This is a genomic window from Hydrogenophaga sp. YM1 (assembly GCF_016903055.1).
GTDB classification, from domain to species: domain Bacteria; phylum Pseudomonadota; class Gammaproteobacteria; order Burkholderiales; family Burkholderiaceae_C; genus Hydrogenophaga; species Hydrogenophaga borbori.
The window spans coordinates 1,883,375-1,902,464 of sequence record NZ_CP070223.1 but is presented as its reverse complement, the minus strand read 5'-3'; the positions used below and the strand labels follow the sequence as shown (position 1 = coordinate 1,902,464).

The following is a 19,090-nucleotide window of genomic DNA, read 5'->3' as shown; positions in this document are numbered from 1 at the left end:
TCCGTGAACTCAGCCGCTCTCGCGCACGCGCAGGTAGGCTGGCCGCTCCAGGCAGCGCCGCAGCCATTCGTGCATCAGCGGGTGCGCGCCCAGCAGGGGCCGCGACACGCGCACCCAGTTCAGCACGCTGGCCACGCACAGGTCGGCGACGGTGAAGCGCCCCGCCGCCAGCCAGTCCTGTCCCGCGACCTGCTGCCGCTTCAGGTGCTGTTCGAGCACGCGCAAGGGCACCGCCAGGCGCCGCTCGGCCGCCAGCGCGAGCTCGGGCTTGCGGCGCTCTTCGGGCATGGCGTGCAGGTGCGCCAGAACCGTGAGCGCGTCGCGCTCCACCTCGTTGACCACCCAGAACGACCAGCGCAGGGCCTCGGCTTCCTCGCGCGCCGTCGCCGGCGCAATGCCGCGGCCATCGGGCCGGCCGTGCACGCGCGCCAGATACAGGGTGCAGGCCATGCTCTCCCAGACCACCACCTCGCCTTCGGGGCGGCGGTCGATCAGCACCGGGATGTGGCCGTTGGGGTTGAGTTCCAGAAACGCCGGCGTGCGCGTGCTGCCGTCCGCGTAAGGCGTGGGCACGTGCGCGACGTCCAGGCCCAGCTCGGCCGCGGCCCACAGCGGGCGCAGGGCGCGCGACGCGGGAATGCCGTGGATGGTGAGGCTCATGGGGCGAGCGACCTCAGGCCAGTTGGTTGCACAGCGTCATGAGGTCGGCCACGGTGGTGTGCGGCGCCAGCGGCGCGTGGTCCCAGGCGTGGCCGTCGCGGTTGAGCCAGGCCACCTGCAGGCCCGCCACCAAGGCGCCCAGCGCGTCGAGCTGCGCGTCGTCGCCGACGTGCAGCACCTCGCCGGGGCGCACGCCCGCCGCGCTGGCCGCCGCGTGAAAGATGCGCGCGTCGGGCTTGGCGACGCCAAACTCGCGCGCGCTGATGGCCGCGCGAAAGTGCTGGCCCAGGCCGATGCGCTGCACGTCGGCGTTGCCGTTGGACAGGGCCACCACCGGGTAGCGCCCGGCCAGCCATTCGAGCGCGGGCAAGGCGTCGTCGAACAGCTCCACGCGCTGGCGCTCGGCAAAAAACACGTCGAAGGCCTCCTCGGCGAGCTCGGGGTCGTCGCCGGCCTTGAGCAATACGAAGCGGATGGACTCGCGGCGCAGCGCGCTCAGGTCGTGCGACAGATCGGGCCGCTTGATCTGCAGGAAGTGCCGCGCCTCGCGCAGCGACTGCGGGTTGGCGGCGAGGATGGCGGCGGCCGGCGCGTGCTCGCGGAACCAGGCCAGCAGCGCGGCCTCGGCGCGCTCGATGGTGGGCGCGATGGGCCAGAGGGTGTCGTCGAGGTCGATGCTGATCGCGCGCACGCGCGACGGCTCCAGCGCGGCGGCGCCGGACCCGGCGGGCCCCGGACTCAAGGAATCGTCTTTCATGCTTGCGAGAGAATAGCGCATGCCCTTCGCGACCGAACCGCCCCTCCCCCATGGCCGCGCCGAGCGCACGGCAGTGATCTGGTGCAACCTGGGCACCCCCGACGAGCCCACGCCCGCCGCCCTGCGACGCTACCTGGCCGAGTTCCTCGCCGACCCGCGCGTGGTCGAGATCCCGCGCCTGCTGTGGTGGCCCATCCTGCACGGCGTGATCCTGCGCGTGCGGCCCGCGAAGTCGGCCGCCAAGTACGCCAGCGTCTGGACCCCCGAGGGCTCGCCGCTGAAGGTCTGGACCGAGAAACAGGCCAAGCGCCTGCTGGGCCACCTGGGCGAGCGCGGGCACGCGGTGCTGGTGCGCCACGCCATGCGCTACGGCCATCCCTCCATCGCCTCGGTGCTCGACGAGGTCAAGGCCCAGGGCGCCACGCGCGTGCTGGTGCTGTCGGCCTACCCGCAGTACAGCGGGGCCACCACCGCCAGCCTCATCGACGCCGTGAACGCCTGGAGCGCGCGCCAGCGCGCCGTGCCCGAGCTGCGCTTCGTCAACCGCTACCACGACGACCCGGGCTACATCGAGGCGCTCGCGCGCCCGGTGCGCCAGCACTGGCAGGCCCACGGCCAGGCCGAGCGGCTGGTGATGAGTTTTCACGGCGTGCCCGAGCGCACCCTGCACCTGGGCGACCCCTACCACTGCGAGTGCCACAAGACCGCGCGGCTGCTGGCGCAGGCGCTGGGCCTGGCGCCGGAGCGTTTCACCGTCACTTTCCAGAGCCGCTTCGGCAAAGCCCAATGGCTGCAGCCATACACCGAGCCCACGCTGGTGAAGCTGGCGGGCCAGGGCGTGAAAAGCGTGGACCTGATCTGTCCCGGCTTCGTGGCGGACTGCATCGAGACCCTGGAAGAGATCGACATGGAAGCGCGCGCCGCATTCCTGCAGGCCGGCGGCGAACGCTTCGCCTACATCCCCTGCCTCAACGACCGCCCCGAGTGGATCCAGGCGCTGGGCGACATCGCCGCGCGCCACCTGCAGGGCTGGCCCACGGCGCCGGCCGGCGAGGCCGAGCGGGCCGCCAGCCGCGAACGCGCACTGGCCCTGGGCGCGAAGGACTGAGCCCGCGCGCTCAGTGCGCGCGCGGATCGCTCAGGAAGCGCTGCACCAGCTCCAGCTGATCGGGCACGTTGAGCGCGGGCGCGTGTCCGCAGCCGGGGATGGTCACCACCAGGGCGCGCGGTCCGCGGTCGCGCATGGCCTCGGCGGTCTCGGCCAACAGCAGGTCGGACTCCGCGCCGCGCAGGCACAGCACGGGCACATCGATGGTGTCGAACACCGGCCAGAGCTCGTAGTCGTCGGGGTGGTGCTCGAACTGCTGCACCATGGCCGGGTCGTAGTGCGGCGTCACGCGGCCGTCGGGCAGCCGGCGCATGGAGCTTTCGCTGAGCAGGCGCCACTGCGCGTCGGGCAAGTGGCCGTAGGGCTTGTAGACGGCGCGGAAGTACTGCTCCAGCTCGCGCATGGTGTTGAAGGCCGAGGGACTGCCCGCGTAGCTGCGGATGCGCTGCACCGCCGGCGCCGCGAGCTGTGGGCCGATGTCGTTGAGCACCAGCCGCTCGATGCGCCCACGCAGCGCTGCGGCCGCGCAGACCATGCCGATGGCACCGCCCATGGACGTGCCCACCCAATGGAACTGCTTCAGGCCCAGCTGGTCGACCAGCGACTTCGCCAGGCGCGCATAGAAGTCCAGACAGTACTCGGCCTTCGGGTCCGGGCTCCACTGCGACAGCCCGCGCCCGATGGTGTCGGGGCAGATCACCCGCCAGCCCTGGGCGCACAGGTGCGCGGCCAGCGGGTCCATGTCGCGCCCGGTGCGCGCCAGGCCGTGCCAGGCCACCACCACCGGGCCACCGGCCTGCGCGGGCACCCAGTCCATGAAGTGGATCTCGCGCTCCTCGCAGGTGATGTAGCGCGAGCGCGGTTCGAGAGCGGCGAAGTTCATGTCGACTCCTTCGTCGCCTGGTGCGCCGCGCGCTCGCGCAGCTTGCCGACGACACCCGTGGGAAAGTGGTAGACGGACAGCACAAACAGCAAGCCCAGCCACAGCAGCCAGCGGTCGGGCGTGAGCAGCGCGGGCAGCAGCGGCAGGCCCTCGAAGAGCCCGCCGAGCCAGCGCAGCAGATCTTGCAGGTAGCTCTGCGCGACCAGGAAGACCACGCTGCCGATGATGGCGCCGTACAGCGTGCCCATGCCGCCGATCACGACGATGAGCAGGATGTCCAGCATGATCTCGAAGGACAGCGAAGTGTCCGGCCCGTTGTAGCGCAGCCAGAGCGCGAGCAGGCAGCCCGCGAGCGTGGCGAAGGACGCGGCGATCACGTTGGACAGCGTGCGGTAGACCACCACGCGGTAGCCCAGGGCCTCGGCGCGGAAGTCGTTCTCCCGGATGGCCTGCAGCACGCGGCCGAAGGGCGAGTTCACGATGCGCAGCATCACCAGGAACATGGCCGCCACGCTCACGAACAGCAGGTAGTAGGTGATGAAGCGGCCGTTGAGTGGCACGGCGCCGAAGGGCCCCTGGAAATCCTCCTCCATCAGCGCGAAGCCGGGCGACAGCAGCTCGGGCAGGCGGAAGGTCAGGCCGTCTTCGCCGCCGGTGATGTCCGACAGCTGCGATGCCAGCGTGAGAAAGGCCGAGGCCACGGCCAGCGTGATCATGGCGAAGAAGATCGCCCGCACGCGCAGCGAGAACAGGCCGATGAGCAGCGACAGCAGAAAGGACAGCAGCAGCGCGCCCACGGCGCCCACGACCAGCGCCCACCAGGTGGGGCCCAGCGCGCTGGCCGAGATGGCGATGCCATACGCGCCGATGCCGAAGAACATGGTGTGCGCGAAGCTGACGATGCCGGTGTAGCCCAGCAGCAGGTCGAAGCTGACCACCAGCGCGATGAAGATCAGCACCTTGGCCGCGACGTTGAGCGCCTTCACGCCGGGGAAGAGGAAAGGCGCGAAGGCCAGGCCCAGCACCAGCAGCGTGAGCAGCAGCGCCAGCCAGCGGCTGCGCGGCAGGTCGTGGGAGAGCAGACGGGAAAACATGGTGGATCGAGCCTCTCAGGACCGAAGAACGGGGGCGGGCGTCTGGCGCGGCAGCCGTGGAACCGGCTGTGCCGGGCCACTGGCTGCGCCCCCCTTCAGGGGGGTGACGCCGAAGGCGGCGCGGGGGGTGTTCATCTGTTCGCCACGGGGTACACGCCCTGCGGCCGCCACAGCAGGATGGCGACCATCAGCGCGATGTTGGAAAACAGCGCGACCTTGGGCATGAGAAAGCCGGTGTAGTTGGCCATCAGGCCCACCAGCAGCGCGCCCACCAGCGCGCCCAGCGTGGAGCCCAGGCCGCCGATGATGATGACGATGAAGATCAGCACGTTGACCTGCGCGCCCATCTGCGGCAGCACGGTCTGCTGGTACAGCCCCCACATCACGCCGCCCAGGCCGGCCAGCGCGCTGCCCGCCACGAACACGCCCACGAACAGGCGCCGGATGCGGTAGCCCAGCGACTCCACCATTTCGCGGTCCTGCACGCCGGCACGGATCAGCAAGCCGACCTTGGTGCGGTTGAGCGTCCAGACCATGGCGGCGAACACCGCCAGGCCCACGGCCATGGCGAGCAGGCGGTACTTTTCGATCGAGGCGTCGCCGAGCAGAAAACTGCCACGCAGTGTCTCGGGCAGCGGCAGCGCGAGCTGGCCCGGACCCCAGATCACCTTGATGAGCTCCTCGCCGATGATCATGCCGCCCATGGTGATGAGGATCTGCTTGAGGTGCTGGCCATACACCGGGCGCACGATCACGCGCTCGAACACCAGGCCCACCGCGCCGGCCACCACCATGGCGGCCAGCATGGCCGGCACCAGGGCCGCGAGGTTGAGCCAGAAGCTGTCGGCGATGGCGTAGGCGTTCAGGCCACCGAACACGCTGACCGCGACGAAGGCGCCCAGCGCGATGAACACGCCATGGCCAAAATTGAGCACGTCCATCAGGCCGAACACCAGCGTGAGGCCGGAGGCAATGATGAAGACGATCAAGCCCATGGCCAGTCCGGCCACGGTGAGCGTGAGCCAGGTCGGGCCGCTGCCCACGGCCGGCAGCGCCAATGCCGCCAGCAGCGGCACCAGGGCCACGGGTTTCCAGTCGAAGTCCGTCAGGGCCTTCATTGATGCGCTCCCAGCGAGAGGCCGAGCAGGCGCGCCTGCAGCGCGCTGTCCTCGGCGAGTTCGGCCATCGCGCCGCTGTGCACCACGCGGCCGTCGTCCATCACGGCCACGCTGTCGCCGAGCTGGCGCGCGAAGTTGAAGTTCTGCTCGACCAGCAGGATGGTGGTCTGCGCGGCCTTGAGTTCGCGGAAGGCCTCGATCATGTTCTGGATGATGGCCGGCGCCAGGCCCTTGCTGGGCTCGTCGATGAGCAGCAGTTGGCGCGGCTCGACGATGGCGCGCGACACCGCCAGCATCTGCTTCTGCCCGCCCGAGAGCTTGCCCGCCGGGTGCAGCCAGAACTTCTTCATCGCCGGGAACATGTCGAAGATCCATGCCAGGCGCTTCGGGTCGATGTCGTCGATGGCGCGCGCGCCGCGCGCGGCCAGCAGCATGTTCTCCTTCACGCTCAGGTCGGCGAAGATGCCCATGCTCTCGGGCACGTAGGCCACGCCGCTCTGCGCGATGTCGGGCGTCGCCTTCGCGGTGATGTCCTGACCGGCGAGCGTGACCCGTCCCCGGCTCGCGTGCCACAGGCCCATGATGGTGCGCAGCGTGGTCGTCTTGCCCGCGCCATTGCGGCCCAGCAGCATGGTGAGCTGGTTGGCGGGCACGGCGAGGTCCACGCCGTGCAGGATGTGGTAGGCGCCGATGTGCGTGTGCACACCTTCGAGGCGCAGCAGTGCGGCGTCGCTCATGCGCTCACTTCCTCTTCGGGGTTGATGCCCAGGTAGGCCTGCTGCACCACCGGCGAGGCGATCACCGCCTCGGGTTCACCATCGGCCACGAGCTCGCCGTTGTGCAGCACGATGATGCGGTCCGACAGCTCGCGCACCACGTCCATCTTGTGCTCCACCAGCAGGATGGTCTTGCTCTTGTCGGCCTTGAGGCGGCGGATCAGGTTCAGGATCACCGGCACCTCGTCCACGCTCATGCCGGCGGTGGGCTCGTCGAACATGTAGACCTTGGGGTCCAGCGCCATCAGGATGCCCACCTCCAGCTTGCGCTGGTCGCCGTGCGGCAGGCTGGCCGCGCGCGCCTCGGCCTTGTCGGCCAGGGCCACGGTCCGCAGGATTTCATCGGCCTGGTCCAGCAGGTCCTTGCGGTCGCTCCAGATGCGGAAGAAGTCCAGCCCCGCGCCCGCGCGCGCCTGCACGGCCATGCGCACGTTCTCGCGCACGCTGAGCTGCGGGAACAGGTTGGTGAGCTGGAAGGCCCGGCCCAGGCCGGCGCGCGTGCGCAGCGGCGCGCTCAACGGGGTGAGCTCGCGCCCATCGAGCGTGACCGTGCCGGCCGTGGCCTTGATCTGCCCCGAGATCAGGTTGAAGTAGGTGGTCTTGCCAGCGCCGTTGGGGCCGACGATGGCGGTGAGCGTGCCCGGCGCGAACGCGCAGGAGACAGCGTTCACCGCCACGTGCCCGCCGAAGCGGACCGTGAGGTTCGAGGTTTGCAGCATCAAGACTCCGCGACGAAAGAGGGGGAGTCGGTCGCCGCAGGTGCGGCGACCTTCCAGGAACACCACGGAACCGGCTTTGCCGGGCCGTCGGTGTTGTCCCCCTTTTCAAGGGGGAAGCCGCGTCAGCGGCGCAGGGGGATTACCGGCGATTCCGAATCGGAATCGCCATCTGCTCGGGCTTGATCTCACGCACGAGTTCAGGCACCCCCCAGGCGAAGGCCGGGTCGGCCTTGATCTTGAAGTGGTACATGCTCTGCATGGCCTGGTGGTCTTCCTTGCGGAAGGTCATGGTGCCCTTGGGCGTCTCGAAGCTCATGCCTTCCATGGTCTGGATGAGCTTCTCGCTGTTGGTGTCGCCGTTGGTCTTCTTCAGCGCGGTCACCACCGCCATGGCGGCCGAGAAGCCGCCGGCGGTGAAGAAGTCCGGCGGCTGCTTGAACTGGCGGTAGTGCTCGGCCACCATGGCGTCGTTGACCGGGTTCTTGGGGATGCCGAAGTAGTAGTACAGCGCGCCTTCCATGCCCGGAAACTGCTTGTAGGCCACCATGGCCGGCAGGATGTTGCCGCCCGTGGCGAGCTTGATGCCGTAGCGCTTGTCCAGCTCCATCTCGGCGATCTTGGGGAAGGGCGTGGGTGCGCCCGACCACACCACCGAGATGTACTTGTTGCCCGGCTGGTCCTTGAGCTTGTCGACCAGGCGCAGCAGGCCGGCGGTGAAGTCCGTCGTGCCCACGGGCAGGTACTCCTCGTGCACGATCTTGGCCTTCTTGGTGAAGTCCTTGGAGGCTTTCACGGCGTCGCGGCCGAAGGCGTTGTCGTTGGCCAGCACACCGATCACGTTGTTCGGGGCATCGAGGGCCACGGCGTTGGCGGCGGCGTCCTGGCTGCTGTTGCGGCCGGTGCGGAAGATGTACTTGTTCCACTTGTCGCCGGTGATGGAGTCGGCCACGGCGGGCTCCACCAGCAGGATCTTGCGGTACTCCTCGGCCACCGGGAGCATGGCCAGCGCCACGGGTGAGGCCGTGGGGCCGATGGCGAGGTCGACCTTGTCGTCGGCGTAGGCGGCCGCCAGCAGGCTCTTGCCCACGTCGGGCTTGCCCTGGTCGTCCTTCTCGATCACCACGATCTTCTTGCCGGCCACCATCATGGTGCCGCCCGTGGCGTAGTTCAGGCCCATCATCAGGCCCGCCTGGGTCTGCTTGGCGTAGGCCTCCAGCGGGCCGGTCTTGCTGTGGATGTGGGCGATGCGGATCTCGCCCTTGTTGGCTTGGGCGAAACCCAGGGTGGCCGTGCAGGCCAGGGCGATCACCGCCAGGCGGCGGGTGGTGTCGAACATGCTTGTCTCCTGATGGTTGCTGGCACAGCGCGGTGCGCCGTGCGCCTCTTTTGCACATGCCGTGCCAACCCGGCAAGGCCTTGATGCCAAAGGAATTTTCTTCTGCCCCTCGATCGATTGCCTGAATTTCAGACAATCGATTGCGCTCAATTTGTCTGAAATTCAGACAGACGCCGGAATTTCAGACAGACCGTCCAGCGTCGAGAGCCGGTCGTACAGGCTGGCGCGCGAGATGCCCAGCAGCTTGGCCGCCGCGCTGCGGTTGCCGCCCGTGGCCGCCAGCGCCTGCGCGATGGCCCGGCGTTCGAGCTCGGCGATCTGCTCGGCCAGCGGGCGCAGAGCGTCCTGCCGCGCGGGCGCGGCGGGCGGCGTCTCGCGCACCGGTGCCAGGGCGGGCAGGCCGGCCTCGCGCAGCACCTCGTCCACCTGCGCGGCATCGATGAGGGCCGAGTCGGTGCGCAGCGCGAGCTGCTCCAGCACGTTGCGCAGCTCGCGGATGTTGCCGCGCCAGGCCTGCGCGGCCAGCAGGGCCTGGGCCTCGGGGCCGAACTCCAGCTGCGGACCGCCGCCGCGCGCGGCGATGTCCTCGCACAAGGCCTCGATCAGCAGGGGCACGTCGCTCTGGCGCTCGCGCAGCGGCGGCACACGGATGGGCAGCACGTTGAGGCGGTAGTACAGATCCTCGCGGAAGCGCCCTTCCCTCACCATCAGCGGCAGGTCGCGCGAGGTGGCGGCCACCACGCGCACATCGAAAGGCACCAGCTGGTTCGAGCCCAGGGGCTCGATCTCCCCTTCCTGCAGGGCGCGCAGCAGCTTGACCTGCATGGCCATGGGCATGTCGCCCAGTTCGTCGAGGAACAGCGTGCCGCCGTCGGCCAGCTTGAACTTGCCGTCGCGGCCCTTCTTGTCGGCGCCGGTGTAGGCGCCGGGTGCGACGCCGAAGAACTCGGCCTCCAGCAGGGTCTCGGGCACGGCGGCCATGTTCACGCTGACGAAGGGCCGGCCCGCGCGCGGCGAAGCGGCGTGGATGGCGTGCGCGAGCAGCTCCTTGCCGGTGCCCGTTTCGCCGAGCAGCAGCACCGGGCTGCTGGAGAGCGCGGCGCGGCGCGCCTGGCGCTTGACCTCCACCGCCGCCGCGCTGGTGCCGACGAAGCTGGCGAAGGTGTACTTGCTGCGGCGCTGGTGGGCGAGCTCGCGGCGGGCGTCGTTCAGGTCCTGCTCCAGCCGCGCGAACTTGGTGATGAGGGGCTGCAGCGTGGTCTCGGGATGGTCGAACAGCACGATGCCGAGCACGCCGAGCACGTCGCCAGCCTCGTCGCGCAGGGGGATGCGCGTGACGACGAACGTGCCGGCGCGGTTGGTGAGCAGGTCGATGAGGATGGGCTTGCCGGTCTCCAGCACGCGGTGCATCTGCGTGTTGTGCACCACGTTGCTGACGGGCTGGCCGACGAAGTCTTCCTCGCGGTCGAAGCCGAGGGCGGGCAGGAAGCGCCGGTACTGGTCGTTGATCCAGACCACGCGCGCGTGCCGGTCCACCAGCAACATGCCCTCGCTGGCGTTGGCGAAGAGATCGAACATGGAGCGCGCGGCGAGCTCCAGGATGCTCTGCGCGTCGCGGGGCAGGCGGTCGTCGCGGGTCATGCCCGGGATGGTACCCGGGGTGGGTATTCAGGGGGCGGCCAAGGCCGGAGGCTCTACCTGATTGACGGACGGAAGTTCAACCACCAGGTCACAGGCTGCGATGGTTTCAGGGCGGTGCGCGATCACGATGCGGGTCATCTTCAGGCCACGAACGGCGTCATTGATCGCCCGCTCCAGGGCCACATCCAGATGGCTGGTTGCCTCGTCCAACACCAGAATCTTCGGCTCGCGATACAAGGCCCGCGCCAGCAGGATGCGTTGCCTTTGCCCTCCCGACAACGCGGTCCCCATGTCCCCGACCAGTGTGTGGTACCCCATGGCCATGTGCCGGATGTCGTCATGGATGCAATCCAAACGCGCCACGCGCTCAATCTTCTCGAGATCTGGCCTGGGGTCGAAGAAGGCAATATTGTCCGCCAGTGAACCGGTGAACAGATGGTCGTCCTGCATCACTGCGCCCGTGATGTAACGCAAGTGTCCCGCGTCGGACAGACTACGTTCACGGCCTTGCACCGCAATCCTGCCCGCGGTTGGCCGCAAAAGACCCAACAGCAACTTGGCCAGCGTCGTCTTGCCGCACCCCGAAGGTCCGACGATGGCCACTGCGGCCCCGGCGGGAATGGTCAGCCTCGTTTCCCGCAAAACCCAGGGGTCCAGCTCGGAGTAACGGAAGCTCACGGCGTCGAGACACAAGGACGGCAAGCTGGTATCGCCCATGCCTTCTGGCTCGCCGTTCGCCTCCCGCGAGGTGAGGACGATGTCCGCCAGCCGCTCGCCCTGGAGTCGGAGTGTTGACGATCACCCAATACTGACCCGTCGTGATCATTCAAATTTGACCCACCCTCAAGGCTACCTGACGGCAGCCGGTTCTGTGGATAAGTCCTTGTCTGGACTCTCCGTCTTAGCTCCTTTCTTTCGTTTGCTGGTGGTTGGTGAGCGCGCAGCGCTCGTGCTGCTGTGCCTGAAGCGCCAGGACTCGTTTCCCGTCTCCACGATGTGGCAGTGATGCGTGAGGCGATCGAGCAGCGCAGTGGTCATCTTGGCATCGCCGAAGACCTGGCTCCACTCCCCGAAGCTGAGGTTGGTGGTGATGACCACGCTGGTGTGCTCGTAGAGCTTGGAGAGCAGGTGGAAGAGCAGCGCACCGCCCGACTGGCTGAACGGCAGGTAGCCCAGCTCGTCCAGGATGAGCATGTCCACGTACATCAGGCGGTGTGCGATCTGCCCGGCTCTGCCCTGGGCTTTCTCGATCTCCAGCGCGTTGACCAGCTCCACCGTGGAGTGGAAGCGCACCCGCTTGCCGTGGCGGTGCACGGCTTGAACACCCAGGGCTGTAGCCAAGTGCGTCTTGCCGGTCCCAGGACCGCCGATGAAGACCACGTTGTGGGCCGAGTCGGTGAAGCTGCTCGTGTGCAGCTTATTGATCAACTCCGCGTCGATGGCGCTGCCCTCGAACTCGAAGCTGGCCAGATCGCGGTGCGCGGGGAAGCGCGCGGCCTTCATCTGGTAGCTGATGGAGCGAAGCTCGCGCTCAGCACCTTCTGCGCTGAGCAGTTGCTCGACCAGGGCTTCCGGCCCCAGCGCCGAGTGGCGACAGCGCGCCACCAGCTCAGGCCAGTTGGCGGCCATGCCGTGCAGCTTGAGCGCCTTCAGGCGTGCAACGATCTCGGTGCTCATGCGCGCACCTCCCGCAGCCGGTCGTAGCGCTGCACGTCAGCACGCGGCTCCTCCCGCAGCGCCGGGGTGTTCGCCTCCAGCGGCTGCAGCACAGGCAAGCCCTCCTTGAGGCGGGCCAGCACGTTGAGCACGTGCTCGGCGCTTGGGCGCTGCGCCTCCAGCGCCACCTCCGCAGCCACGATCACCGCTTCCAGGCCGTGCACGGGAACAGCGGCGAGCACCTGCGTCATCACCCGGACTCCACCGGCGTGGCGCAGCAAGTGCCGCTGCAGCGCCTGCAGCGCCTCAGGCATGGTCTTGAACGGTGCGCCGTTGCGCAGCGCCCCGGGCTTGGTCTGCACCAGATCGATGTAGTGGCGCCAGTCGTAGACAGTCTGCTCGCGCTCGAAGCAGCGCACATGGCGCGCCACCTCCACCCCTTCAGCCACCAGCACGAGCTCGCGCGGGTACACCCGCAGGCTCAGGATCGCGTTCACGTGGCGGGTGGGCACGCTGTAGCGGTTGCGCTGGAAGTGGATCAGCCCGGTGGCCGAGACCCGAACCGGTTGCTCGACATAGCCATCAAAGGGCTTTGGGCAAGGCATGAGGCGCGCCTGCTCGTCCTGGAACACCTCGGCCACGGTGAGCTCGGGCCACTCGGGGTGGGCACTGTCCTCCCAGCACTGGCGGCAGCGCTCGCCCAGCCAGGTGTTGAGCGCCTCCAGATCCGCCCAGCGCCGCTCGGCGGCCTCGCGCCAGACCTGGCGGCGCCGGTCCTGCACGTTCTTCTCCACCACCCCCTTCTCCCAACCCGAGGCCGGGTTGCAGAACTCTGCATCGAACAGGTAGTGCGAGCACATGGCGGCAAAGCGCACGTTCACGCTGCGGGCCTTGCCCGTTCCCACCTTGTCCACAGCGGTCTTCATGTTGTCGTAGATGCCGCGCCGCGGCACTCCGCCGAAGGCGGCAAACGCCCGGGCGTGGGCATCGAACAGCATCTCGTGGCTTTGCGCCGGGTAGGCCGTGAGCCAGAACGCGCGCGAGGCGGCCAGCTTGGTGTGCGCAACCTCCAGGCGCCGGCGCAGGCCACCCACGAAGACGTACTCGCAGCTCCAGTCGAACTGGAACGCATCGCCCAGCTCGAAGCTCATCGGCACGAACGCCGCGCGCCGGGGCGCGTTGGCTTGCTGCTCGCGCCAGCGGCGCACCCACACCGCCACCCGCGGGTAGCTGCCCTTGTCGCCGAGTGCGCGGATCTGCTCGAACAGCCCCTTGGCGGTGCGCCGCTCGCGCGCCGCGCGGTGCTGGTCGGTTCGCAGCGCCGCCTCCAGGTGCTGCGCCCAGGCGTCCACGACGCTGACCTCGCTTCGCTTGGGGTACTTCGGCTCGGTCACGTCCTGCTGGCGCAACCACCCTCTCACCGTATTCCTGGACAGCCCGGTGACTCGGCTGATCTCCCGGATGGACTTCCCATCCCTCAGGTGCATTCGCCTGATCTTGGCCAACATGCCCACGTTGATCACTCCTGGTTCCCCTGCTCAAACATTGAGCAGGGCAGTGTCTACACGTGGGTCAGATTTGCTCGATCGCGCCCCTTACAGGTGGGTCAGTTTTGAATGATCGTCAACAGTCCCGAGGTGACGGCAGCCTTGTGCCCGCACAACCTCTGAACGAAAGAGTGTCATGGCGCGGCAGTTCTGATCGACTGGATCTCGTAACCGGCCTTGCGCAAGAGCTCCAGCAGGCCGCGCTCTCCGGGGTAGTGGAACGCACCCAACACAAAGAGCTGGGGGGACGGGCCAACATAGGACTCGATGTACGCCAGAAAACGCTGATTCCTTTTCTCCAGCAGATGCTCGGCCAACACCCTGGTGGTCTCGTCAGCGTAAAAGGTGTCATCCATGGCTTTCTCAAGCGCCGCCACATCAGCTTGAAGAACCGCTCGGAGCAGGTTTTGGAGCCGCTCGAACCGCTCTTGCCTGATATCAGGTGTAGAGGCAGCGTCTTCCAGTGCTTCTGCAAACAGGCTTTTCGGCACAGCGGCCATCGCTGCAAATTGCTCATCCAGACTTTCGATTCCCTCGGGCTGCAGGTTTCGGTTCTTCTGCAGCTGCTCTTTCAGCAGTGCCTCAAATCCGTACGCGGAAGAGATCCCTTGGGCGCGCAAGAAGGCGTTTTCACAATCTATTGCAGCAACCCACAGACGCACGCGTTGCGCCACTTTTGGCGAAAGCCCCAGGGTTTCGTAACAGGAACCAACCAAGCGACGGGCTTCTGGACTGAGGAATTTCATCCCTTGCTCATCCGGACCTGCAACAACCAAATCCTTGCGTGTCAGCGCACCAGGCTTCAGTTCAAAGTGCATCGACGCAGCGGTATTGAGCACACGCAGAAATTCGGGCCCCATATGGATCGAATCGGGCGCCGCTGCATGCACGCTTGGCACCAACAGCAGCACACGTTCCCCGCGCTGCGCGCGCCACAAGGCTTGCGCCGGCGCGGCCGTGTGCAACAGGCTCGCAAGCAGCAGCCCCGCCATGCGGAGCTGAACCGTCCAACTCACTGCACTGCGTCAAGTCGGCCATCGCCGCCGGACCACAGTGCTCGCCAATCGCGGGCTTTGGCAAACACCCCCAAGAAGGAGCACAGCGGGCGAAACAGCATCTCGCGCAGCACCCAGCCTTTCAGGTTTCTGCGCTGGCGCACACCCACTTGGAAGGCGATGTCTTCGGCAAACCAGCGTGTGGGGTGTTTTGCCAGGCTCGCAAGCACCGGATACCTGCGCATCCAGCGCACGTACGGAACACCCCACAGGTGATAGCCGCGCATGGTTCGCGCTGAGAAGTTCTGGCGGCTGTAGCGAATGTCAGCCAGCCAAACCTCATGGTCGATCTCGCCCGCACGACACAACTCGGTGCAGATGACCTTGCTTCCGCTACCGCCACCTCCGTCGCTGTCCGACGCGGTGGTACATACCGATCCACCTTCTGGACTCTCGGATACGGCGCAACTGTCGACAGAGGCTGGAGCCGGTCCCGTCGCCACGTTTTCCATGCAACTCATTGCGGACGCCACAGCCGCAACCCCTGCAACCGCATTGGCAGGCGTACCAGGCGCCGTAAGTCCGACCGCGCCTACGTTAGCAGCAAACCCTAGGCAGTCCGCGGTCGCATTGCCAGCGCCCACCTGTTCCATTTCACATCTTTCAATGATTCTCACGATCCACTCCTTTTTTCAACGACCGGCTTGCCAATCTCACGATCAAAAGAACAAAAAAAATTCCGACTAGCTGCCATACAAGAAGCACCCATTTCTGCTCTAGCAAAGACGCCGCAACAAAAAGTGCGGCACTTGTCCCCAGGAGCAGTATCTGGTGCAACGCACCAGGTCGCGCAACAAGCACAGAGACAGACAATCCCAGCGCCACGCCTATCAACAACGAAGCATTCATTTCCAACTCCCGTTCCCCCGGTTGCGCCACACAGTCCCCAGAATCATTCCCAACGGCATTGCGTGAGCAAATGACCGCCAAAACAGCCTGCCCAAGGTGGCGCCCCAATCGTCGGGCGGTGCCGCCCACAGGTAGAGGGTGAGCGCCGTTCCCCCGAAAACGATCAGATGGGCCAGGACGTAAGACAGCACCCACACGGGCCATTCGGTCAACCCGCGTTTCTCCGCAGTCATACGCAGCCTCCCGCCACCTGCCGACCACGCTCCAATTGCGCAAAGAGGGCCCGCGCGAGCGTGTCCACATCGGTGGGCCAGGGTGGTTGGAGCATGTCCCACTCGATGCCGAGTGCTTTCTCAAGCGACAACTGCAGGTCAAGCAGTGCCAGCGAATCGAAGGATTCGTACAGCTCGGTGAACGGTCGACCCGCAAGCAAGGCGGCAGGGTCGATCCCGAAGCGCTGCGCCGCCAGTTCGATCAGCTTCGCCCTAAGGTCAGGCAAGGTCAGCGTTGCCGCATGACCGATAGGCCGCCGGCGCTTGGCGGCACTTGAAGAACACGCATGGAGTTCGCTCCCTGTCTGGCACCGGCCCCGGCTCACGCCGGATGTGCCTTGTCCGTTGAATCGATGGCTTCGGATCACTGCGAATACCGCCTGCGATCCAAAGTCAAACCGACAACGAATATAAGAAAAACGAACTAATCAACACCCTGCCGCTTGGGCGGCATCAGGCGTTCATGAGGACCACGCTTCAGGCGGTCAACTCGACATGCTGCCTTCGCGCCAGCACCCTCGGCACCACCAGCACCCCCACCACCACGAGCAGCAGCACAAGCGACATCGGGCGCTGCACGAAGATCAGCCAGTTGCCTTCGCCGATCGACAGCGCGTTGCGCATCTGCGCTTCGGCCAGCGGCCCGAGGATCAGGCCCACGATCACCGGCGCCGCCGGAAAATCGAAGCGGCGCATCAGCACGCCCAGCAGGCCGATGCCCAGCATGAGGTACAGGTCGAAGGCGCTCTGGCGCATGCCGTAGACGCCCACCGTCGCGAAGATCATGATGCCCGCGTACAGCTGCGGGCGCGGGATCTTCAGCAGCTTCACCCACAGGCCCACCAACGGCAGGTTCAGCACCAGCAGCATCACGTTGCCGATGTAGAGCGAAGCGATCAGCGCCCACACCAGGGCGGAAGACGTCTGGAACAGCTGCGGCCCGGCGTTGATGCCGTAGTTCTGCAAGGCAGACAGCAGGATCGCCGCCGTCACCGAGGTTGGGATGCCCAGCGTCAGCAGCGGGACCAGCGTGCCCGTCACGGCCGCGTTGTTCGCCGCCTCGGGGCCGGCCACGCCTTCGATCGCGCCCGTGGTGCCGAACTGCTGCCTCGCCTCGGGGTCGGCCAGCTTGCGCTCGGTGGCGTAGCTCAGGAAGGTAGGGATCTCGGTGCCGCCCGCGGGAATGGTGCCGAAGGGAAAGCCGATCGCTGTGCCACGCAGCCAGGCCGGCCAGGACCGCCGCCACTCGCCGCGCGTCATGTGCACCTTGTTGAGGTGGTTCATCGTGGTCTGCATGCGGCCTTCGTACAGCGCGTTGTAGAGCGCCTCCGTCACCGCGAACAGGCCCACGGCCACCAGCACCACCTCCACGCCGTCCATGAACTCCAGGATGCCGGCCGTGTAGCGCACCTGGCCCGTGATCTGGTCGATGCCCACCAGCCCCAGCGAGATGCCCAGGAACAGCGCGGCCAGGCCGCGCAGCGCGCTTTGCCCCAGCACCGAGCTCACGGTCGTGAAGGCCAGCAGCATCAGGCAGAAGTACTCGGGCGGGCCCAGGCGCACGGCGAAGTCGGCCAGGAAGGGCGCGAACAGTGTGACCAGGATGGTGGCGATGGTGCCGGCCACGAAGGAGCCGATGGCCGCCGTGGCCAGCGCGGCGCCCGCGCGGCCGTGCTTGGCCATCTTGAAGCCTTCGAGCGCGGTCACCATGGTGCCGGTCTCGCCCGGCGTGTTGAGCAGGATGGAGGTGGTGGAGCCGCCGTACATCGCGCCGTAGTAGATGCCCGCGAAGAAGATCATCGAGGCGGTGGGTTCCACCTGGCCCGTGATGGGCAGCAGCATGGCCACCGTGACGGCCGGGCCCAGGCCCGGCAGCACGCCGATGGCCGTGCCCAGCGCGCAGCCGGCCAGCGCCCACAGCAGGTTGATGGGCGTGCCCGCGGTGGCAAAGCCACCCATGAGTTGAGCAAGGATGTCGCCCATGTCAGACCGCCCGCCGGGCCGCCCCAAGGGCGGTCTGCGCCCCCTCGGGGGGCAGCGAATACACAAGGTGATGAGCGTGGGGGGTCATGTTCAGATCCAGCCGCTGGGACTGATGCCGGGCAGGTTCACCGCCAGCACCTTGGTGAACACCCAGAACACCGGCGCCGAAATCAGCACGCCGGTGACGAGGTCGATGAAGGTGGTGCGCGCGCCGCCGGCCGCGCGGCCTTCGCTCAAGCGCAGGCCGCGCACGGCCAGGGCATAGCACAGCGTGCAGCTCAGCACGAAGCCGATGGTGGTGATGAGCGAGGCGTTGGCGACCACGCCGCCAGCCACCCAGGCCAGCGCGCGCCAGTCGCCGCGCTCGGCGCCCGAGGGCGCTTCCACATGGCGCCAGCCGCCGCGCAGCGCCTGCCACACCAGCAGCGCGCCGCACACGGCCATGGCCGCGCACATCACCCAGGGCAGGAAGTCGGGGCCCACGCCCGCGTAACCCGCGGCCGAGGGAATCTGCCAGGCACCGACCGCCAGCACCACGGCCACGCCCAGCGCGCCCAGGCCGATGGCCACCTGCCCCGCGTCCGTGGACGCGGGCTGCTGCATCTGCTCGCTCATGACCAGGCCTGGGTCAGACCATGCCGGCGCGCACCATGGTCGCGCGCAGGGAGGAGAAGTCGCGGTCCACGAACTCCTCGAAGGCCTTGCCGGTCAGCAGCGCGGGCGTCCAGTTGTTCTTCTTCACCGCTTCCGCCCAGGACTTGCTCTGCGTGGCCTTCACCACCATGGCCACCAGCGCGTCGCGCTGCGCGGGGGTGATGCCGGCCGCACCGTACACGCCGCGCCAGTTGCCGATCTCCACGTCGATGCCCTGCTCTTTCAGCGTGGGCACGTTGATGCCGTCCAGGCGCTTGCCCGAGGTGACGGCAATGGCGCGCATCTTGCCGCTCTCGATGTAGGGCTGGAACTCGCTGTAACCGCTGCCGCCCACGGTGACGTTGCCGCCCAGGATGGCCGCCACCGCCTCACCGCCCCCACGGAAGGGCACGTAGTTGATCTTGGCGGCCGGCACGCCCACGGCCTGCGCGATCTGCGCCGCCGCGATGTGCTCGGTGGAGCCACGCGAACCACCGCCCCATTTGACGCTGCCCGGGTCCTTCTTGAGCTGCTCGACCACGTCCTTCATGGTCTTGAGCGGCGACTCGGCCGGCAGCACGAAGACGTTGTACTCGGTGGTGAGGCGCGCCACAGGCGTGACCTGGGTGATGGACACCGGCGGCTTGCCGGTGATGATGCCGCCCAGCATGACGGCGCCCATCACCATGAGCGCGTTCGGGTCGCCCTTGCTGGCGTTGAAGAACTGGGCCAGGCCGATGGCGCCGGCCGCGCCGCCCTTGTTCTCGAAGGTCACCGAGGAGGCCACGCCGGCGTCGCGCAGGGCGTCGCCCAGCGCACGGCCGGTGCCGTCCCAGCCGCCGCCGGGGTTGGCGGGGATCATCATCTTGATGTTGGCGCTGGCCCAGGCCGCGTTCGGCAGGGCGCCAGCGGCGGCCAGGGCGGCCAGGGATTTGAGGAAGGTATCGCGGCGCATGGCTTGTCTCCGTGGTTGATGGGAACGACGCCGCGAATGGTCGGGTGG

General features: G+C 67.5%; 20 protein-coding genes. 1 reads left to right on the top strand and 19 read right to left on the bottom strand.

Features of this window, described 5'->3' with window-relative positions:
* Positions 1-9: 9 nt before the first annotated feature.
* Both JNX00_RS09065 and JNX00_RS09060 read right to left on the bottom strand, forming a co-directional pair.
* Positions 10-660: a glutathione S-transferase family protein gene (locus JNX00_RS09065; RefSeq protein WP_204744747.1), complete on the bottom strand. Its 651-nt coding sequence runs from the start codon at positions 658-660 to the stop codon at positions 10-12.
* Between the two features lie 13 nt (positions 661-673).
* Entirely contained in the window at positions 674-1,417 is a 744-nt protein-coding gene (locus JNX00_RS09060; protein ID WP_204744746.1) for an HAD family hydrolase, read from the bottom strand.
* A 19-nt stretch (positions 1,418-1,436) separates the two neighbouring features.
* On the opposite strand from JNX00_RS09060, the gene hemH reads away from it, so the two are divergent.
* Positions 1,437-2,525 carry a ferrochelatase gene (gene hemH / locus JNX00_RS09055; protein ID WP_204744745.1) on the top strand — a complete coding sequence of 363 codons (1,089 nt, stop codon included), beginning with the start codon at positions 1,437-1,439 and terminating at the stop codon, positions 2,523-2,525.
* Between the two features lie 10 nt (positions 2,526-2,535).
* Here hemH and JNX00_RS09050 read toward each other — a convergent pair whose 3' ends face one another.
* From JNX00_RS09050 to JNX00_RS08970, 17 genes are all read right to left on the bottom strand, one after another.
* Entirely contained in the window at positions 2,536-3,408 is an 873-nt protein-coding gene (locus JNX00_RS09050; protein WP_204744744.1) for an alpha/beta hydrolase, read from the bottom strand.
* Positions 3,405-4,502, bottom strand: coding sequence for a branched-chain amino acid ABC transporter permease (locus tag JNX00_RS09045; protein WP_070398055.1), 1,098 nt, complete (start codon positions 4,500-4,502; stop codon positions 3,405-3,407). Before JNX00_RS09045 ends, JNX00_RS09050 begins: the two co-directional genes overlap by 4 nt.
* A gap of 131 nt (positions 4,503-4,633) precedes the next feature.
* Entirely contained in the window at positions 4,634-5,620 is a 987-nt protein-coding gene (locus tag JNX00_RS09040; protein WP_070398056.1) for a branched-chain amino acid ABC transporter permease, read from the bottom strand.
* Positions 5,617-6,357, bottom strand: coding sequence for an ABC transporter ATP-binding protein (locus JNX00_RS09035; RefSeq protein WP_204744743.1), 741 nt, complete (start codon positions 6,355-6,357; stop codon positions 5,617-5,619). The genes JNX00_RS09040 and JNX00_RS09035 overlap by 4 nt, the downstream gene beginning before the upstream one ends.
* Positions 6,354-7,115: an ABC transporter ATP-binding protein gene (locus JNX00_RS09030; protein ID WP_204744742.1), complete on the bottom strand. Its 762-nt coding sequence runs from the start codon at positions 7,113-7,115 to the stop codon at positions 6,354-6,356. Before JNX00_RS09030 ends, JNX00_RS09035 begins: the two co-directional genes overlap by 4 nt.
* Before the next feature lie 139 nt (positions 7,116-7,254).
* A complete protein-coding gene (locus JNX00_RS09025; RefSeq protein WP_070398059.1) occupies positions 7,255-8,451 on the bottom strand; it encodes a substrate-binding domain-containing protein in 1,197 nt (398 codons plus the stop codon).
* Positions 8,452-8,613: 162 nt separating this feature from the next.
* A complete protein-coding gene (locus JNX00_RS09020) occupies positions 8,614-10,092 on the bottom strand; it encodes a sigma 54-interacting transcriptional regulator (RefSeq protein ID WP_204744741.1) in 1,479 nt (492 codons plus the stop codon).
* 27 nt (positions 10,093-10,119) lie between these two features.
* Positions 10,120-10,809 carry an ATP-binding cassette domain-containing protein gene (locus JNX00_RS09015; protein ID WP_204744740.1) on the bottom strand — a complete coding sequence of 230 codons (690 nt, stop codon included), beginning with the start codon at positions 10,807-10,809 and terminating at the stop codon, positions 10,120-10,122.
* A 132-nt stretch (positions 10,810-10,941) separates the two neighbouring features.
* Positions 10,942-11,769, bottom strand: coding sequence for an IS21-like element helper ATPase IstB (gene istB / locus JNX00_RS09010; protein WP_054470453.1), 828 nt, complete (start codon positions 11,767-11,769; stop codon positions 10,942-10,944).
* Entirely contained in the window at positions 11,766-13,262 is a 1,497-nt protein-coding gene (gene istA / locus JNX00_RS09005; protein ID WP_204743357.1) for an IS21 family transposase, read from the bottom strand. The genes istB and istA overlap by 4 nt, the downstream gene beginning before the upstream one ends.
* Before the next feature lie 167 nt (positions 13,263-13,429).
* Positions 13,430-14,287 carry a TraB/GumN family protein gene (locus JNX00_RS09000; RefSeq protein ID WP_204744739.1) on the bottom strand — a complete coding sequence of 286 codons (858 nt, stop codon included), beginning with the start codon at positions 14,285-14,287 and terminating at the stop codon, positions 13,430-13,432.
* Positions 14,288-14,307: 20 nt separating this feature from the next.
* On the bottom strand, positions 14,308-14,802 hold the full coding sequence (locus JNX00_RS08995; RefSeq protein WP_204744738.1) for a hypothetical protein: 495 nt from the start codon (positions 14,800-14,802) through the stop codon (positions 14,308-14,310).
* A 151-nt stretch (positions 14,803-14,953) separates the two neighbouring features.
* Entirely contained in the window at positions 14,954-15,199 is a 246-nt protein-coding gene (locus JNX00_RS08990; RefSeq protein WP_204744737.1) for a hypothetical protein, read from the bottom strand.
* A gap of 229 nt (positions 15,200-15,428) precedes the next feature.
* Positions 15,429-15,698: a phosphopantetheine-binding protein gene (locus JNX00_RS08985; RefSeq protein ID WP_204744736.1), complete on the bottom strand. Its 270-nt coding sequence runs from the start codon at positions 15,696-15,698 to the stop codon at positions 15,429-15,431.
* Between the two features lie 250 nt (positions 15,699-15,948).
* Positions 15,949-17,454, bottom strand: a complete 1,506-nt coding sequence (locus tag JNX00_RS08980) for a tripartite tricarboxylate transporter permease (RefSeq protein WP_204744735.1) — start codon at positions 17,452-17,454, stop codon at positions 15,949-15,951.
* Between the two features lie 90 nt (positions 17,455-17,544).
* Positions 17,545-18,069 carry a tripartite tricarboxylate transporter TctB family protein gene (locus JNX00_RS08975; RefSeq protein ID WP_204744734.1) on the bottom strand — a complete coding sequence of 175 codons (525 nt, stop codon included), beginning with the start codon at positions 18,067-18,069 and terminating at the stop codon, positions 17,545-17,547.
* A 13-nt stretch (positions 18,070-18,082) separates the two neighbouring features.
* Positions 18,083-19,042, bottom strand: a complete 960-nt coding sequence (locus tag JNX00_RS08970) for a tripartite tricarboxylate transporter substrate-binding protein (RefSeq protein WP_070398063.1) — start codon at positions 19,040-19,042, stop codon at positions 18,083-18,085.
* Between the last annotated feature and the right edge of the window lie 48 nt (positions 19,043-19,090).

Coding starts and splice junctions, on each gene's coding strand:
- JNX00_RS09065 (WP_204744747.1), bottom strand. CDS start 660: ATGAGCCTCACCATCCACGGCATTCCCGCGTCGCGCGCCCTGCGCCCG.
- JNX00_RS09060 (WP_204744746.1), bottom strand. CDS start 1,417: ATGAAAGACGATTCCTTGAGTCCGGGGCCCGCCGGGTCCGGCGCCGCC.
- hemH (WP_204744745.1), top strand. CDS start 1,437: ATGCCCTTCGCGACCGAACCGCCCCTCCCCCATGGCCGCGCCGAGCGC.
- JNX00_RS09050 (WP_204744744.1), bottom strand. CDS start 3,408: ATGAACTTCGCCGCTCTCGAACCGCGCTCGCGCTACATCACCTGCGAG.
- JNX00_RS09045 (WP_070398055.1), bottom strand. CDS start 4,502: ATGTTTTCCCGTCTGCTCTCCCACGACCTGCCGCGCAGCCGCTGGCTG.
- JNX00_RS09040 (WP_070398056.1), bottom strand. CDS start 5,620: ATGAAGGCCCTGACGGACTTCGACTGGAAACCCGTGGCCCTGGTGCCG.
- JNX00_RS09035 (WP_204744743.1), bottom strand. CDS start 6,357: ATGAGCGACGCCGCACTGCTGCGCCTCGAAGGTGTGCACACGCACATC.
- JNX00_RS09030 (WP_204744742.1), bottom strand. CDS start 7,115: ATGCTGCAAACCTCGAACCTCACGGTCCGCTTCGGCGGGCACGTGGCG.
- JNX00_RS09025 (WP_070398059.1), bottom strand. CDS start 8,451: ATGTTCGACACCACCCGCCGCCTGGCGGTGATCGCCCTGGCCTGCACG.
- JNX00_RS09020 (WP_204744741.1), bottom strand. CDS start 10,092: ATGACCCGCGACGACCGCCTGCCCCGCGACGCGCAGAGCATCCTGGAG.
- JNX00_RS09015 (WP_204744740.1), bottom strand. CDS start 10,809: ATGGGCGATACCAGCTTGCCGTCCTTGTGTCTCGACGCCGTGAGCTTC.
- istB (WP_054470453.1), bottom strand. CDS start 11,769: ATGAGCACCGAGATCGTTGCACGCCTGAAGGCGCTCAAGCTGCACGGC.
- JNX00_RS09000 (WP_204744739.1), bottom strand. CDS start 14,287: ATGGCGGGGCTGCTGCTTGCGAGCCTGTTGCACACGGCCGCGCCGGCG.
- JNX00_RS08995 (WP_204744738.1), bottom strand. CDS start 14,802: ATGGAAAACGTGGCGACGGGACCGGCTCCAGCCTCTGTCGACAGTTGC.
- JNX00_RS08990 (WP_204744737.1), bottom strand. CDS start 15,199: ATGAATGCTTCGTTGTTGATAGGCGTGGCGCTGGGATTGTCTGTCTCT.
- JNX00_RS08980 (WP_204744735.1), bottom strand. CDS start 17,454: ATGGGCGACATCCTTGCTCAACTCATGGGTGGCTTTGCCACCGCGGGC.
- JNX00_RS08975 (WP_204744734.1), bottom strand. CDS start 18,069: ATGAGCGAGCAGATGCAGCAGCCCGCGTCCACGGACGCGGGGCAGGTG.
- JNX00_RS08970 (WP_070398063.1), bottom strand. CDS start 19,042: ATGCGCCGCGATACCTTCCTCAAATCCCTGGCCGCCCTGGCCGCCGCT.